This window comes from Paenibacillus sp. AK121, from assembly GCF_019042715.1.
GTDB classification, from domain to species: Bacteria; Bacillota; Bacilli; order Paenibacillales; family Paenibacillaceae; genus Paenibacillus; species Paenibacillus polymyxa_C.
This window is the reverse complement of record NZ_JAHPJM010000001.1, coordinates 335,964-351,767: the sequence shown is the minus strand read 5'-3', so window position 1 is coordinate 351,767 and position 15,804 is coordinate 335,964. Positions and strand designations below refer to the sequence as shown.

The window sequence follows — 15,804 nt, the reverse complement described above, 5'->3', positions numbered from 1 at the left end:
TGCAGCTAAGTGGTGCAGGGTTGTCAGCCTGATACGATTTTCTTCGAAATGTCTCCAGCAGACCAAGGGGCCTAAGCCTCGAAGCGTGAACATATTGTTATCAGATAATGATTGCCTTCTTCGAGTTACTCTACAACGCACTTCATTAATTACTTTATTTACTTGGTTCTTTACATTTCTTATTGTATTGAATTAAAATAATATCCCTCTTTCTTAGTTAGAAAGTGCTTAGAAAAAGGGAATGTATTTGCGTAAAAAAGCTTATTATATACGGTGATAATTCGAACTATATTATCGCTTATATTCAGGCTCTTCCAAAGTAATAGGATTCGGATTGCTGAGTACCCAATGCACTGCCAGTTCACACAGTCTCGCAGGTTCATCACTACCATTTCCGTTATGAAGTTCTTTCACTAATGTTACTGCTTCCTTAAGTGAAGCGGGATTTAATGGTGTACCCAAGCTAAAGTAATGTATCAAACTATTGAGCATTTTACGATATTGGTTATCCCAGTTAATACCACTATTATCTAAAATTTCGTATGACACTTTACCAGTAATACGGATAACCTCACCTTGTACGGTTTTCGCATGTCCCTTTGAAGGAATTAGTAAACTCCAGAGTTCATTATGTTGCGCCTGCCATCCTTTTGTTGATACTATTATTGAAGAGACGCCGTCGTGCGTCTTTCGCTTCTCTACTGGGGGAACATCAAATAGCTCATATAGACGTAAAAGTGCCTCATCGGTTTGATTCAAATATTCTTTATTAAAGCCTTCTCTGTGAAATTCAAAGTTATTTCCGATTCGCTTAATAGAATCTTTCATTTCCGGCGTTACAGTTGTTCCAGCGTTAAGCAAAATATCGGCAACTTCCGCCGTATTGACAATATCCGCGTTTTTGCACAATGCCAAAGCTTTCTCTAATGGAGTCTGTCCCATCTTATTTTTTGCGCTGATATTTGCGCCTTTAGTAACCAACGTGTAAACCACCTTTGGTTTAAATGAACCTGCAGCGGCAAATAAAGGAGTCTCGTTTTGATAATCAACGGCTTCTACATCTGCACCCAAATCAAGCAGCAACTCAGTATTACCACACCAACTCATTACATGTTTGTGCAAAGGCGTTTTTCCGTAATTGTCTCTAGCATTTATATCAGCACCCTGTTCCACGAGCCAGCGAACCAATTCATTCGGTACTTGGTAAAAGCACAAGGCTGTTGATTTACTAGAACCGCCACGGGCATCCAATTCGCATCGGGTAAATACCTCTTTTAGTGCTGATATGTCACCTACATTAATTAGTTCATCAAAATTTTTCGGTAGGTTTTTTTTCTTCTTACCCATATGTATTTTCTCTCCTTATGTCAGAGTTTATAAATTTTCTTCATCACCATGCAAACTCCACATTTTACCATCTTTTTTTTAATTTCTGTAGTATTAATAAAAATTGCGCTCTGAAATCCATCTCGTAGACCAAGGCTCCGAAGGAGTCGTGCTTGAATATTATGTTATACGACGGAATTACTTAAGACTTCAATAAAACTAATTGCTGCATCTATATAGTCATCTGATGAGAAAACATCTTCATCTAGAAATCCACTTAAGAGTGCTGCATCTCCTTTATATTTCAAACAAAGATAGCCATACCCAGGGTCAATTATGTCATCTTCTTCTTGTTCTTTGGAGCTATCGAAAAATCTAACTATTATGTCCTTATCTTTGTAATAAATCTCAGTGTCACAGGAGAAATTCTTATAGCTAAACTTCATTGTACTATCCCCCCTCTTTTGGATTTTTTTAGCTGTTTTAAAAACTGATTTTTGCTTCCCTTTCACATAACGTTCTTGTATCTACGAATCCGAGAGGCTTAAGGCGCAAAGTGCCGGTTCCAACGGACTTAGCTTCGCAGGGTTGTGAGTTGATCCCGGCTTCTCTGCTTTCCACTTCTAGTGAATCAAGGGCAACGCCCGCAGCGTAGATGCGATGTTATATGAGGTCAGTTCTTCTTCGAGCCAACTAATAATTATGCTTCCTTGCTAGTTCCCACTTCATGAATAAATTTATATCACTTATAGCATCTAATATTATTCCTTTATGTTCTATATTATTTTTTAATTCTTTCAAAATGATTGGTTTTACTAGTCTTTTATCTAACTGTTTTTTAGTTCTTGCTATATGTGCTAATCCCAATACAGAATTCGCTCTTACATTTGGATTATCATGTTGTGCTGATTTAAGACATATATCTTGAGCAAACTTCCAATTGTGATGATACATTCCAACTGAAAGTGGTAAATATAGAAGTTCTTCTACTTCTTGACGAGTTAAAATATCTTTTATTTCCTGATCTGTGTATTCCTTGATATGCTTGTAAATTCGCTCCATAGTACTTGCTCCTAAATATAATCTTTTATACCTAGCTGATTTCACGTAACGTTTCTGAATTCAAGACGTCCGGCGTATGCCGGATAGGTTCGGCTGATTCTACTTCATGGCTTCTCAACTTCTGCCGACCAAGGAGCGAATGCGACGATGCTTGAATGTGATGTTATGCAAAGTACCATTACTTCATTGAATCTACTTAAAAATCCTGTATAATTCACCATCACCATTCTCTCCATTCTTCTGTAATATCTTGATCCTCCTCAATTTCTAATCCAGCTAGTCTTGCTGCCTTGTCTATAAATTCAGCCAGTTCTTCACGTTCCATCGTTTCAATAAAATAGTCGTTCTTTCCATTCAATTCATTAAACGTAATTACAATTTCTTCTACAGCCTTCATAATACTTTCAGGATGTTTAGTTTCTTGTAATAATATTAATTGGTTTAGATAGTTATCCAGGACTTTATCACACATTAATAATCTCTCTTCCGTAAAAAGGTCATCTCCGTATTCAACCATTCTTTTGTTCCACAATTGAGTTGGTTTTTCATTAAATAAGTCCTGTAATGTCATTGGGCATATCCCTCATTTTCTTATCTTTGTTTTAATAGATTTTTAAAATTGTTGCATAGTATTTCGCATATGAGTTTGCTTACTAACTTGCTTTTCACTTCACTTATCTAATTTTTTCTTTGATTCATCTTTTTTCATCTGTTAGTACACCCTTAATGAAAGACCAAGTACGGTCAACATCTAGTCAGTACAATTGGCTTGGAGGGTTTATTCCCTTCTAAGTCTCATGTAATCCCCCCCTTCGGCTCTTAACCTTTAGGTGATTTTTTACCTTCTCTTGTCGTTATTGATGCATGTTAAAAATGCAAGAATAGATGTCCAAAATAGTAACATTAGAGTCATCGCATCTTTTACTTCCATGGTCTCACTTTTCGAAGGAAAACCATACCCACCCAAGAGTCAATTGTATCTATATTTTACCTGTGTTCACTTTCACAAACAAGCGTTCTCATTTATTTTCTTGCATTTTTCTTTTATTCTATTTGTTGTCCATCATTTCTAGCATATAACGCTTCTGTGTTCACGATGTCCCTCTGACTTATGCGAACGAAATGAGCGGCCGCCGTGCGTATGTGTCCGCCTGCCCCTCCCTGGCAATCCTCTTTGCCGGACCGAGGAACCGCCAGGCTCCGATGCGTGGATATGATGTTATCTGATGGATTGGCCATAAAAAAACAGTTCAACTTTCCCTCTATGACATAAGGCAAAGATGAACTGTCTTTAGTTCCTGTTAAAATCTCTATGCGCACAAGTAGCAACTTCTTCTCCCATCAAGCCAACAAAGCCTGAGCGATCTGATCCACAATGCCATTGATGCCTGTGGGTCCATAACAGCCGATCCATGTCGCGGCATCGACCGAGTGTATGTGCTGGCGCTCAACGGTATCAAGCATTCCCCAGACACATTGCTCTGTTGCGGATATTCCCTCCTGCATGAGTTCATGGCTAAGCAAGAAGTAATGGCTAGCATGTACAGCCGGTAGTCTGTCAACTGAGATGTGATAGGCCGTGTCGGAGGTATCTGCCACAAATGACGGGACAGGCAGACCTAGATCATGGTACAGCACAGCCCCTGTACGATGAGAGGCAGAATGCACGCGAACCAGAGAATCCAGCGGACGGATCAGTGCCACGCTCTTGCCTGCCAGAACGGGAGCAAGTTCTTCGGACAGCAATGTGGTTCGTCGGTGATAATCCGCTATAATACGCTTTGCCTCTTCTCGTTTGCCTGTCAGTTCACCGAACAGAGTCAGAATAGTCTGCCAGTTTTCATTGCGCTTAAACATGAGAACTGGAGCGATCCGGCTTAACTGTTCATAGTGCGGCTCATGCACCTCGGTGCAAATAATTAGATCCGGAGACAGTCGTTCCACTGCAAGCAGGTCGGGGTACTCATATGTTCCGAGTAATTCAGTATTCTGAAGTCCTGCCCTGATCGTTTGAGGGAAATGTAACACTGCATTGCCTAGTCCTACACTACCTGCTGGAGAGAGCCCCAGCGCAAGCAAATGATCGGCATATTGCACATCGAGTACAGCGATACGCTTCGGAGATTCGATAACATAGTATTCCCCTCGCATATGGCATATCACCGAGCCTTGGGCCGACTCATATGAAGAAGCTGTGCGGTTCCGCTGAAATAAGGAATGAGCATAGTCTATATCTGTTTTCGAAGCGGCATCAAGCCTATAACGCAGCGGAGGGACGCCATAATATTTCTTAAACGCCCTACTGAAATAATACATGTCGCGATAGCCCATTCTGTCGGCAATTTCACCGATGGGAGCATCCGTGTGACGCAGCATCCGCGATGCACTCTCCATGCGCAACTGAATGACATACTCAGTCAGTCCGAGCTGCTTCTCTTGTTTAAATCGTCGCTGCAGCTGTCTTAAGCTGCATCCAGCAAGGGCTGCCAGCTCTTTAAGCTCCAGATTCCGGCGATAATGCGCCGCTATATATGAAGCGACAACATCCACCATGTCAGACGCTTCTCCTCCCTGACCACGTTCGTAATCCATGATCAGTTCGTAGATCATACCCTGAAGCAACGCATTGGCATGAAAACGTTCCATCCCTTCGCCACGACGCCATTTGGCAACGATTTTTTCTGCATTCTCGATCCATTCTGCTTGGGTTACCGAATTTTGCACAAATGAAGTGCGTAACGGGTGTTTGCGATATGAAGGCAAAACAAGAGAGGCTCCCTCCATAGAAGAAGCCTTGTACATGATCACGATATAATAAATGTCGTCTGATCTGGCCGTCAGCGTTAAGGATGTCCCCTTAACAACATGACCAGCAAAAGAAGCTCCAATGTGGCAAACCTCACCATTCATTGCAAGCTCCCCTTCCCCTCCATATGCCAGCAACAACACATTCGAAGTTAATTCCGTTTCGCGAAGAACACTGCCTGTCTGCAAAGTACCGCTATACTCGTCAAGCATCTTGATCGTTGTATCACTCCATAGACTTGTCTGTTCTTGTAGCGGCATTTCTCTCATCTCCTGACAATAGCATCCTTTGCTAGAGTGACTCGCATGACTGGGCTTAACCAATTAACTACAACCAGGCCTGTTAGCAAAGTAAAATTGTTGCTGTTGTCATTTTAATTGAGATTTATTCTCATTGTCAATTTTCGGACATTTTCTGCAATATTCCCCTGACATCTGGTAATAAAAACAACAGGTGGTACGCTTGCTTTTCACGGCTGGAATGCTGTCCTTATTTTTTGTGAACCGGGTGAACGGATTTCTTTTTACACCGAACAAATGCCCGGGCGCTTCTTGCGTCAGATATGAAAAATCTGCCTGGATGTGCTGACTTTCTTGCTCAGCATTGTCTACTTCAGGAGTATATAATGGGACAATGCGTATCATGATATTCTCCCAAAGGATACTCATCGAAAGAGGAGCAATCGCAGCAAGCGTCTTTAACAGCGGTGCAAGGTGTAACGCAAACATCTCCTTTACCACCTTTTCCCGCCAGACTTCCCTGTCTCCCGTTAGTGCTTCTGCCCGAAGCCCGTTCATAGCTAGAAAAGGAAAATGCGTCCCCCCCTCATTAGCTGTGAGCGTCGGATGATAGAGAAAGCTGTTGTCTAGCCGAAAAGAAACATGCTGATGATGAACGGTCATCGCGGTCAGCAACGGAGCAATCCACAGGTAGCCGATTCGCTTAGCTAACATCGAAGCAGCTACCCTCATGTCAGGCGCACCAATATACTCTTGAAGCCAGCTTAAATACTCTCGGCATGCAGCTTCTTCATGTAGTTGACTCAAAGCAATAATACGGACATTATCTTCAGACGGCTCGCCAAGCCGAATCGAGTGTTCATCCACCGTTTGCTGCCATAAGTCAGTCGATAGATAATGGTCCATTTTAATTCGATCCCAACAGTGCTTCCGATGCCTGATCTACAATATTATTAATTGCAAGTGGGCCATAATAAGCGATCCAAAGTGTAGAATTAACATCATATGCACGGTTATTTTTGACTGCATCAAGGGATTTCCATACTGAACTGCTATCCAAAGCCTCTGCCTCTGCCGCAAACAATTCATCAGACAGAACAAAATAATGATCTGCTCCAATCTCAGGAACTTTCTCCATCGAGATTTCAACGGAGGTATCATCTTTGATCTTCTGGACTAATGCAGGCATTTTTAAGCCCAAATCCTCATACAGAATGCCGCCTGTTCGATGCTCAAGACCATGAACACGAATGCCTTCTTTTCTCGGACGAATAAGTGCTACCGTTTCCTCTCCCAACTTCTCCGACAGCTTCTCCTTCAGTCCTGCAATTTTGTCCTCATAAGCCTTACGCACAGTTTCTGCCTCTGCCTGCTTACCTGTGATCGCAGCCACCGTAGCTAACGTATCTCGCCAGTCCTCGTAGAAGTCAAGTACGATTGTGGGCGCTATTTTGCTTACTCTCTCATACTCTTTCTCTTGAAAATCAGTCATTAAAATAAGATCCGGGTCCAATGCTACAATCGCTTCCAGGTTGGGCTTGTCCCGTGTACCTAAAACCTGTACGTCACCCGGCTTATCGCCTAAATATTCTGGAAATGTGGTATTGCCTTCAGCGATAACACTGCCTGCCGGCTGCTCGCCAATGGCTAGCAATTGATCCAGAAATTTGACATCAAGCACAGCAATTTTTTTGGGCTTCTCGTTAAGCGTATACTCACCCTTCTTATGCGCGATCGTAACCGGGAAGGCTCCGGCAGTCTGAGGCGCTTCATTCGAAGGCGTGTCCGTTGGAGTTGTAGCAGACTCATTGCCGCCATTTGTACCTGCTCCGGCACCGCAAGCCGTCAGTACAAGAACAAGGGCCAGCATCCAGCCCATTAAAAATCGTGATTTATGGTCAGCATGTGCCATGCTTCCGGCAGCTTGCCTCTTTGTTCCTTTATTCATGGTGAATCCTCCTTATGTATGATAATGATTTTCATTATCGAAATATAAGGCGAGTATAATATATCTCCACATCGCGTTACCATGTACTTTTGCGACATTTCAGCCGGACTAATACGACATGTAAACCGCTATATCTTCATTTACAATTCTATCAGCTCTTTTACTAATTACTGCATAATCATCGTCTAATGTATCAAGCCAACAAAACCAAGAATCTCCCATTTTTTCTTTCCATTGATTTCTACCTCTTGCGTCAATGTACATTCCATATCCATTTGTTCCATTGAAACTACAACAGAGGTTTGTATGATAAATTTGTGGGTACTCTTCATTAAATTCTGAATGTGGAAACTCATAAAATGTTCCTTTGGATTCATAAGCCATTTTCGGTGAAACATCTATCTTTAATACCCTTTCATCCACAGATATTTCTAAAACATTTTGCTTTCTCCTTTTATCAAGTATTTCCTATAACGTTCTTGTATTTATGCACCCGTTATAGGGGGTGTCTGCTGAAATTCCTCTCCGACACCCTTCTCACAGACCCAAGCTCCAAAGGAGCCGCAGCTTGAATATGATGTTATGTGATGCCACATCTTCTTCGAACTTTCTACCTACAATTATTTGTGGATTTGAACTTTGATTTTAGATATTTGTTTATCTATTAAATTATAGATTTTTTCGATTTCATCTTCTTTGATCTTATTTTTTACCAATTCATTTTTAATTTCTTGTTGAAGTTCAATTAACGCTTCAAGTTTCAATGTTATATACCAGCCTGTCCATTCCGTAACTAGGCTATCGTCAAAGCATTCGCCATCGGTATAAAAGAACATTCTATAATAACCTATTCTCTTTTTTTTGTAGTAAATGTCTAACGTAGATATAACCTGCTGGGAATAGTGACTGTCTACAATCTGATAATCGGAATGAAAAATAGTTTTATACTCAATTGTATCTATTGAAGGCTTAATATCTTCTAGATTCAATTCATCAAAAAACAAACTAATTTCTTCTGGACATTCTTTCATGTAGTTATTGAATGCTACCCAAAAACCTTCTAAGGTTCTATCCATAATTTTATGTGTATCAATCCAGCTCTCTAGCGCTAAATTATCCAATTGAATCATCCATCCTTTAAAATCTTATGTGATTTCACATAACGTTCCTGTATTCATGAACCCGAGAACCTTAAGTCCCAACGGGGCGGCCGCGACGCGGTTAGGTTCGCAGGTTTTGTCCGCCTAGATCCACTCCATTGAAAATTCCTCGGGAGGATCAAGGAGCCGTCAGGTTCCGCAGCGTGAATAGATGTTATGTGATGTCGACAACTTCCTCAAATTAGCTAAATGCCTAGTACTGAAATATAATTTTGGGATTTCAATCGCTCTTTAATCCATGTTTGAAATTCGTTAATTAATTTTCTCAGTTTTTCAATGTTATTTTCATAGTCTTTTATAAATTCATCTTCACTACATCCAAAGAAAAAGCCAATATGCTCTTTAAGTGTATTCATTTCGGGTTGTCCTTCAAGAAGATTTATTACTCTTTCTAATCTCCCTAGGATTCTCCACCAAATTTCCTTTTGAATCTCATTAAAAGCATAGTGATCATAAGTAGTATATTCACTTTCAATTGATTTCTCTATAAAACCAAATACTTCTTCGGTCAAAAAGATTGAAGTATCATTCCAACATTGACCAAGATATCTACCCGGCAAAATTTCAATATAACAAGTGCCTTCAAGTTCTTCTTTATTTATTATTATCTTCATTGTGCTTACCTCTTAAATAATATCGTCGATTTCACATAACGTTTCTATATTCATGAACCTCAACGAGGTTGTCTGCTGAAATGCCTCTCCGAAATTCATTCCGCAGACCAAGGCTCCATTAGAGCCGCAACTTGAATATTATGTTATCAGATTTCAGCGTCTTCCTTGAACTACTTACAACAATCATTTTTTGTTTTTAATCACCAAACTGATAGTCTTGTCCTTGTATCATTTTCATCAGTTATATATTCCAGAGATTTATATCCCTTTCTCTTTATGTGATCATATAAGTCCTCAAGTTTTCCAAGGTCTTTGCAGTAAACTGTTATGTACACACTATCAATCACAAGAAGAATAATCTGACACTCACTCGCAATATATTCTTCATATGACATTACATCTATTATATTTGCTCCTTTTGGATATGCCTTTAAATTCGCAAATATTAAGTAGTACTTGTTGTAATCAATAATCTTTTTAAGATCTTCTCCATCCATTCCAGTAACCATGTCTGGAAAGAGACTACCCCCTAAAGTATCATCAACGATAAAATATGACTCTTCTCCACCAATAAACCAACTGAAAGTAGTTATATCTATTGGCTTTAAAATCTCTCCAAGATGGTTTCCATAAGAATTTGGAATTTCAAAACTTATGCCTCTATTCATTTATTCACCCACTTCACCCTGATTTCATGTAACGTTTCTGTATTCATGAACCCCAAAGGGGTTGTCTGATGAAATGCTTCCCTGAAATCCTTCTCGCAGACCTAGGCTCCAAAGGAGCCGCTGCTTGAATATTATGTTATATGATGGATATGCTTCTTCGAGATTGCTTACTAACCTGTCCTTTTCACTTCAATTATTTAATTTAGCTTTGATTCATCTTTTCTCATGTGTTATCATATTCTTAAAGAAAGACCAAGTGCGTCAACACTTGGTCAGTACAATTGGCTTGGATGGTTTATCCCTTCTTAAAGCTTTCGGAATAAAAACCCACCTTTGGCGGTCAACCTTGGGGTGGGTTTTTACTTTCTCTTGTTGTTATTGATGTATGTTAAAAGTGCAAGAATGAATGTTCCGAATAATAGCATAAGAGTCATCGCATCTTTCACTTCCATGGTTTCACCTCCTTTCGAAGGGAAACCATACCCACCCAAGATTCAATTGTATCTATATTTTACCTGTATTTACATCTGCGCACAAGCGTTCTTATCTGTTTTATTGTATTTTCATTCTTCTTTGATCATATTGCTTTTCATTTCTATCATATAACGTTTTTGTATTCATGAACCCCGAAGGGGTTGTCTGCTGAAATGCCTCTCTCCGAAATCCTTCTCACAGACCTAGGCTCCAACGGGGCCGCAGCTTGAATATTATGTTATGTGTAGTTATCACTCCATTGATTGACATTCTAATTTACGCCTTCCAACCTATCTCTTTATACAATCTTCTAATCTGTTTTATAAAAATATCATCTTCTCTTCCCTTATTTATAATCTCTTCATCTGTGGTTACAGCCCATCTAAAAATTTGTTCAATGCTCCCGTAGCTACGTTTAAATCCTTTGGCCAACTTCAGTATGTTTTCTTTAGTTGGTGCAAATGATAATACTACTCTTAACTCTTCATCTGTCCAAGGTCTCCCCTTATTTTCTGTACTATACGCTTGTTTTTTCTCATATTCAAAGATCAGTAATTTCGTTTTGTGGATTACTTGGTCTGTTGTTAGTTCTTCAATTCCTTCATTAAGTAATTCAATTAATCTATCTTTATATTCTTTCTTTTTCATAGATTTCCCCTCCATGATCTTTTCAATAATTACGCATAACGTTCTTGTATTCACGACCCAACGAATGTTGGGTGTCCGGCGAATGCCGGACCCAGGACGAATGTCCGTAGCGTGAATATTTTGTTAGGCGAATTTGCGTACTTCTTCGATGATTCTAGAAAGAATTCTTCAGTTCTTTTTCTAAATTGAAGCATAATATCCGCATACGATTGATTACTTCTTCTTGATCAAAATTATTAAACACGAATTTATATCTTCTTCGTTCCATAATTCTATCATAATAATTATTAATTTCTTGTAATTCAGCTTGGGTCCAGTTAGTTCTTGTATAATCTACTTCTAAAAACGGAGGCAATGCTGCTTCAGTCTTATTCGCGACCATAAATTTCATTTTCATCGAGTCAAAAATTAACGATAAATTTTCATCTGCTGTTACGAAAACCGGGACAATCTTATCTCTTAAAAGCTTTTGACTCACCAATGTTGGAAATGTTAAGTCTAACGATGCATTCCATATTGCGTGCAGCCTATCTTCATCATTATTCTTTGTTTTATGGATAAGCTTTCTAATTTTATTGTTACCACTAAAATAATAATGAGCAAATATTGTTGTTGAAGCACTAAAAATATCTACTTCCTTTTCCACAAAGTCAAAATACTCAATTATTAATTGAGTATTACTTTTCGACTCTTTTTGCTTATCCAATATGTACATTTTTAACAAACACGCATACGAAACAAATAGAAGACGTTGGAAACTACTTACGCTTTCTAGACTCTTTGTTTTACTGTCCGTTTTTAGTGTTTCGTGTTTAATGAATGGCTCAAACTTTATAATTTTGCTGTGCTGCAACATTTGAAAGTAATCCATCTCAAATAAAGATCTAATTGCATTATTCATGTCACGGAACTTCGACATATTAATTTCAAAGTTGCTTAGTTCTCGACATGACTCTTCCAGTCCAAGAGAAAAGTCAACTAATAAATTATTCATCTCAATATTTTTAAGCAAACTTAATAATTCTTCAAGAGTGTTATCTTTTTGACCTAAAAGACTACTTGGTTCCTTATAGAATCTGGTTAGATATATACAAATATTTGTATCCAAACACAATTCAATTAATTGGGGATCTATTTTATTTTTGATGTCTTCAAATGAGCTCAGTGTTTCATGTATATACAAAGATGAATAGTAAAATTTCATTCTAAATAACCATCCCTTTTATGTAATTTCGCCTAACGTTCCCGTATTCACGACGTCTGACGACGTCTGACGAAGTCAGATGTGTCCGGCTGCTTCTGCTTCCCCGAAATCCTTCTGTCGGACCGAGGGCATATGCCCGATGTGTGAATATTATGTTATACGACGTCATTTTCTTCTTTGAGAAGCCCACAATAATGACTTAATAGTTCCTGAGAAACTTCACTAATTCCTAGCCTCATTGCAACATCTATCGCACATGAATAATCTTTATAGTTTAGGTGCTTTAAAATTAATTTTCTTTTTTCATCTTCCGATACTTTGGAGTAGTAAATCGCCCACATAAGATTTTTGTTACTTGCTTTTATATTTTCAGGAATACCATCTTCAATCAGTATTCCGATTACTTCAGAAACTCTTTCTTGAAGCTTTCTTTCATTAACTATTTGACGTGCCCAGTTAGTAATAAGCCTGTTACTAGTAGGATAACGTAAGAGTCTGTTTACAATATGCTCAGACTCTTCAAAGTTATCAATCAACCAATTAATTTGTTCGTCCTCTAAGGGCTGATCTTTAATAAGTGTACTAACTGCCCACTGAATTTCTTCTGTGCTAGTCAAAATAAAGGTTTGGTAGATATAGAATAAATCATTTATAAGTTTTTTACTAAATAGCTTATTTGAAGATCTATTTTTGATTATTCTTTTAAGCACCTTAAGGCATTCCATTCGACGGAAATGGCTATTCGACTTTAAATCTTTGACAATTATATCGACAAAGTATTCAATGGAATCTGAGTCAAATTCAACTGATTTAAGTAAGCGTCGTTCTTCGTAAATATCTTTTGTACTCTTTACATATTTTTTCACATATTTTAAAGGGGTATAGTGCATTCGTATATGTTCAAGATATTCAATATTGTTTTTTATTTCATTAATATCCATACTTAGGCCCTCACTTTTTAAAAGATGTCGTATAACGTTCAGGCATTCACGAACCCTCACTGCCTTAAGCGACCAACGGGAGCGGCCACGATGCGGTTAGGCAGTGCAGGGTTGTCCGCCTGTTCATCTTCCCTGAAAATCCTCGGGCGGACCAAGAGGCGCGACAGCGACCCGCAGCGTGAATGTTTTGTTATCGGATGTCAATGCCTTCCTCGAACCTCTAAAATCTTGGAGTCAGTTTCGCTTTTGTTTTTATATCTTATAGTTTTCTGGCCTTTATCACAAAAGTTACTGGAAGCATTTTTGCTCTCTTTGCCATATCGCTGTTATCATCCCGCGATTGCATAAACTCATGATCAGATTCCTCAATCATTAGCTCAATTACAAACCCTGCTTTCGCAAGCGCATTTACATAGGTTGATAGCATACGGTCCGCTAACAATAGCTCACCTTCATCAACTGCTACCGGATACCACCCTTCATTAAAGTAACTCTTATTAATTACAAACCTATCATTTTCTGTAGTGACCCATCTGTGTATAGGGTGAGACCAACTGAAAATAAATAGCCCGTCTTTTTTTAGGTAAGAAGATATTCGTCGAAAGGTACCCTCAAGATCGGTGGTCCAACCTATGGCATAAATTGAATAAACATAGTCAAAATAATCCGTCGGGATGCCGCATTCTTCTTCCATGGGAGAACATATCAATTTTGCTGCTATTCCACATGATTTCAAATGTTGCGCTGCCTTTTCAATTTGTCTTTCTGAAATGTCCACAGCCCATAGTTCAGATGCGTTTCGTTCCCCTTGATATTGCAAGGATTGACCATTTCCGCAGCCGATCTCCAGCAGTTTTTTTCCTGAGATATCACCAAAGAGCTGGCACTTTTCTTCTGAGATAAATGCTCCATAATAGGGGAGCACGATTGCTTTTAAGAAGTCATTGCCTTTGGTATCCCAATATAGGCTGTTTGTTTTATGAACAACATTCTTTTTTAAGTCTTCTGAGCTGCCGACACCATTTTCCCCATCAACAATAATGTTTCTTCTATTTAATGAATTCTTGTCCATGAAGACACCTTCTCTTAGTAGGGATTTATATTTGAGCATTTCAGATTTGCATTGATTTCCGATAACATTCTGGTATTCACGACGTCTCACCGACTTAAGGCTCCGTCAGGAGCCGGCCGCGATGCGGTTAGTCGGTGCAGATGTGTCCGCTGATTATACTTTACTGGCCAATCGCTTCTCGCGGACCGAGGAGCCGTCAGGCTCCGATGCGTGGATATAATGTTAGACGAATTACTTGGCTTCCTGACTTAACAGTCCAAATATAATTCTTCTACACAAGCTTCCATAACAATTGATTTAGCACTTCCATTTCTAATCCTTTTAAAACCGCATCTCTTATAGTAATTTGATAATCTACTTGAACTTTTAAAAACATTAGACTTCTTTGATAGTTTTGATTTCATTGGTTTTGCAATTAGGAACACAATTCCATTCGCATTTCTGAGCATATATTTAAAAGTATGTTGTATTAATTTCAAACCTACCTCTTGCCCACTGAATTCCGGGTGTACGTCTAATCTCTGTATGTAATATAAACTCCCGTATTCGAAAGCTTCTCCATATATATCTTCATTTACAATTCTATCTGCTCTTTCACCAATTACTGCATAATCTCCGTCTAATGCATCAAGCCAACAAAACCAAGAATCTCCCATTTCTTCTTTCCATTCATTTGGAAATTCCGTTATTTCTAATCTAGCAACAACTATTTGACCTTCATTTTCTTCAAAATAATATTTTTCTTTTAATTGATTTTCCACCTCTTGCGTCAATGTACATTCCATATCGATTTGTTCCATTGAAACTACAACAGAGATTGTATGATAAATTGGTGGGTACTCTTCATTAAATTCTGAATGAGGAAACTCATAAAGGGTTCCATTAGATTCATAAACCATTTTCGGTGAAACATCTATCTTTAGTACTCTTTCATCCACAGATATTTCTAAAATCATTTTTGGTTTCTCCTTTTATCAAGTATTTCGTCTAAGGTTCCGTATTCACGATCCGACGCATGTCGGGTGTCCGGCGAATGCCGGGCCAAGGACGAATGTCCGCAGCGTGAATATTATGTTATAAGATGTTGGCGGCTTCTCTGAATACTCAAATCAACCAAAAAGCATATTTATAATCATTTCTTTAGTTACGTTGTAGCCCTTTAATCGAGTATTTTTATTGGTTATATACACGTTTTTTGGTGCCAATAATACTGGATCAAGATGACTCGTAAGCAATTCTTTAATTTGAACATTGTCGAATTGAACTGTGATTTCATCTTCATTAGATTTACTTGTTAATGAAAGCTCTATTCTTAAATAATCTTTATTACTATCTATCTTTACATCTGTTTTTAGATTAAACCAGTAATAATCGCTAAACCCATTATACGGTGAATACATAGATGAAAGATCTTGTGTTCCATCTATAATTCTTTCTGGAAGATGAATAATGTTAGAGTAATAATCGTCATCTTCATTTGGATTATTCAATCCCATATAGAGTTCATTTGTGACCTCAACGTCTGTAAAGGGCAAAGGAAGACCTGCTAAAAATTGGTAATAATCTTTGTTATCCCATCTTATAATTCGCAACTTCAAAAATTGTCCAACAATTACAATAGTATTAATATCGTTTTTTGTAT

General features: G+C 38.6%; 18 protein-coding genes. All 18 read right to left on the bottom strand.

Annotation, left to right across the window (positions count from 1 at the left end; translation table 11 throughout):
- Nucleotides 1-291 precede the first annotated feature (291 nt).
- Nucleotides 292-1,347, bottom strand: coding sequence for an ankyrin repeat domain-containing protein (locus KSP24_RS01560; RefSeq protein WP_064962033.1), 1,056 nt, complete (start codon nt 1,345-1,347; stop codon nt 292-294).
- A gap of 164 nt (nt 1,348-1,511) precedes the next feature.
- Complete coding sequence (locus KSP24_RS01555; RefSeq protein ID WP_064962032.1) at nt 1,512-1,772, bottom strand: hypothetical protein; 261 nt, start codon at nt 1,770-1,772, stop codon at nt 1,512-1,514.
- A 247-nt stretch (nt 1,773-2,019) separates the two neighbouring features.
- A complete protein-coding gene (locus KSP24_RS01550; RefSeq protein ID WP_064962031.1) occupies nt 2,020-2,388 on the bottom strand; it encodes a hypothetical protein in 369 nt (122 codons plus the stop codon).
- Nucleotides 2,389-2,608: 220 nt separating this feature from the next.
- A complete protein-coding gene (locus KSP24_RS01545) occupies nt 2,609-2,959 on the bottom strand; it encodes a hypothetical protein (protein WP_064962030.1) in 351 nt (116 codons plus the stop codon).
- A gap of 770 nt (nt 2,960-3,729) precedes the next feature.
- On the bottom strand, nt 3,730-5,454 hold the full coding sequence (locus KSP24_RS01540; RefSeq protein WP_064962028.1) for a helix-turn-helix domain-containing protein: 1,725 nt from the start codon (nt 5,452-5,454) through the stop codon (nt 3,730-3,732).
- A 108-nt stretch (nt 5,455-5,562) separates the two neighbouring features.
- Nucleotides 5,563-6,339: a (2Fe-2S)-binding protein gene (locus tag KSP24_RS01535; RefSeq protein WP_064962027.1), complete on the bottom strand. Its 777-nt coding sequence runs from the start codon at nt 6,337-6,339 to the stop codon at nt 5,563-5,565.
- A 1-nt stretch (nt 6,340) separates the two neighbouring features.
- On the bottom strand, nt 6,341-7,381 hold the full coding sequence (locus KSP24_RS01530; RefSeq protein ID WP_216974304.1) for an ABC transporter substrate-binding protein: 1,041 nt from the start codon (nt 7,379-7,381) through the stop codon (nt 6,341-6,343).
- A 108-nt stretch (nt 7,382-7,489) separates the two neighbouring features.
- Nucleotides 7,490-7,765, bottom strand: coding sequence for a hypothetical protein (locus KSP24_RS01525; RefSeq protein WP_196767448.1), 276 nt, complete (start codon nt 7,763-7,765; stop codon nt 7,490-7,492).
- A 236-nt stretch (nt 7,766-8,001) separates the two neighbouring features.
- Nucleotides 8,002-8,511 carry a hypothetical protein gene (locus KSP24_RS01520; protein ID WP_231124502.1) on the bottom strand — a complete coding sequence of 170 codons (510 nt, stop codon included), beginning with the start codon at nt 8,509-8,511 and terminating at the stop codon, nt 8,002-8,004.
- A 215-nt stretch (nt 8,512-8,726) separates the two neighbouring features.
- Complete coding sequence (locus KSP24_RS01515; protein WP_058829972.1) at nt 8,727-9,155, bottom strand: hypothetical protein; 429 nt, start codon at nt 9,153-9,155, stop codon at nt 8,727-8,729.
- 200 nt (nt 9,156-9,355) lie between these two features.
- Nucleotides 9,356-9,823 (bottom strand): DUF2691 family protein, encoded by a 468-nt coding sequence (locus KSP24_RS01510; RefSeq protein WP_058829973.1) that lies wholly within the window; start codon nt 9,821-9,823, stop codon nt 9,356-9,358.
- Between the two features lie 359 nt (nt 9,824-10,182).
- Nucleotides 10,183-10,275: a competence inhibitor ComI gene (gene comI, locus KSP24_RS01505; protein WP_007431380.1), complete on the bottom strand. Its 93-nt coding sequence runs from the start codon at nt 10,273-10,275 to the stop codon at nt 10,183-10,185.
- Between the two features lie 298 nt (nt 10,276-10,573).
- On the bottom strand, nt 10,574-10,945 hold the full coding sequence (locus KSP24_RS01500) for a hypothetical protein (RefSeq protein ID WP_064962180.1): 372 nt from the start codon (nt 10,943-10,945) through the stop codon (nt 10,574-10,576).
- A gap of 154 nt (nt 10,946-11,099) precedes the next feature.
- Nucleotides 11,100-12,149: a hypothetical protein gene (locus tag KSP24_RS01495; RefSeq protein ID WP_058829981.1), complete on the bottom strand. Its 1,050-nt coding sequence runs from the start codon at nt 12,147-12,149 to the stop codon at nt 11,100-11,102.
- A 155-nt stretch (nt 12,150-12,304) separates the two neighbouring features.
- The gene (locus KSP24_RS01490) at nt 12,305-13,090 is read right to left on the bottom strand and encodes a hypothetical protein (protein ID WP_216974303.1); all 786 of its coding nucleotides are present in this window, start codon (nt 13,088-13,090) and stop codon (nt 12,305-12,307) included.
- Between the two features lie 259 nt (nt 13,091-13,349).
- The gene (locus KSP24_RS01485; RefSeq protein WP_216974302.1) at nt 13,350-14,162 is read right to left on the bottom strand and encodes a class I SAM-dependent methyltransferase; all 813 of its coding nucleotides are present in this window, start codon (nt 14,160-14,162) and stop codon (nt 13,350-13,352) included.
- A 248-nt stretch (nt 14,163-14,410) separates the two neighbouring features.
- Entirely contained in the window at nt 14,411-15,118 is a 708-nt protein-coding gene (locus KSP24_RS01480) for a GNAT family N-acetyltransferase (RefSeq protein ID WP_216974471.1), read from the bottom strand.
- Between the two features lie 153 nt (nt 15,119-15,271).
- On the bottom strand, nt 15,272-15,760 hold the full coding sequence (locus KSP24_RS01475; protein WP_216974301.1) for a hypothetical protein: 489 nt from the start codon (nt 15,758-15,760) through the stop codon (nt 15,272-15,274).
- Nucleotides 15,761-15,804: the final 44 nt, after the last annotated feature.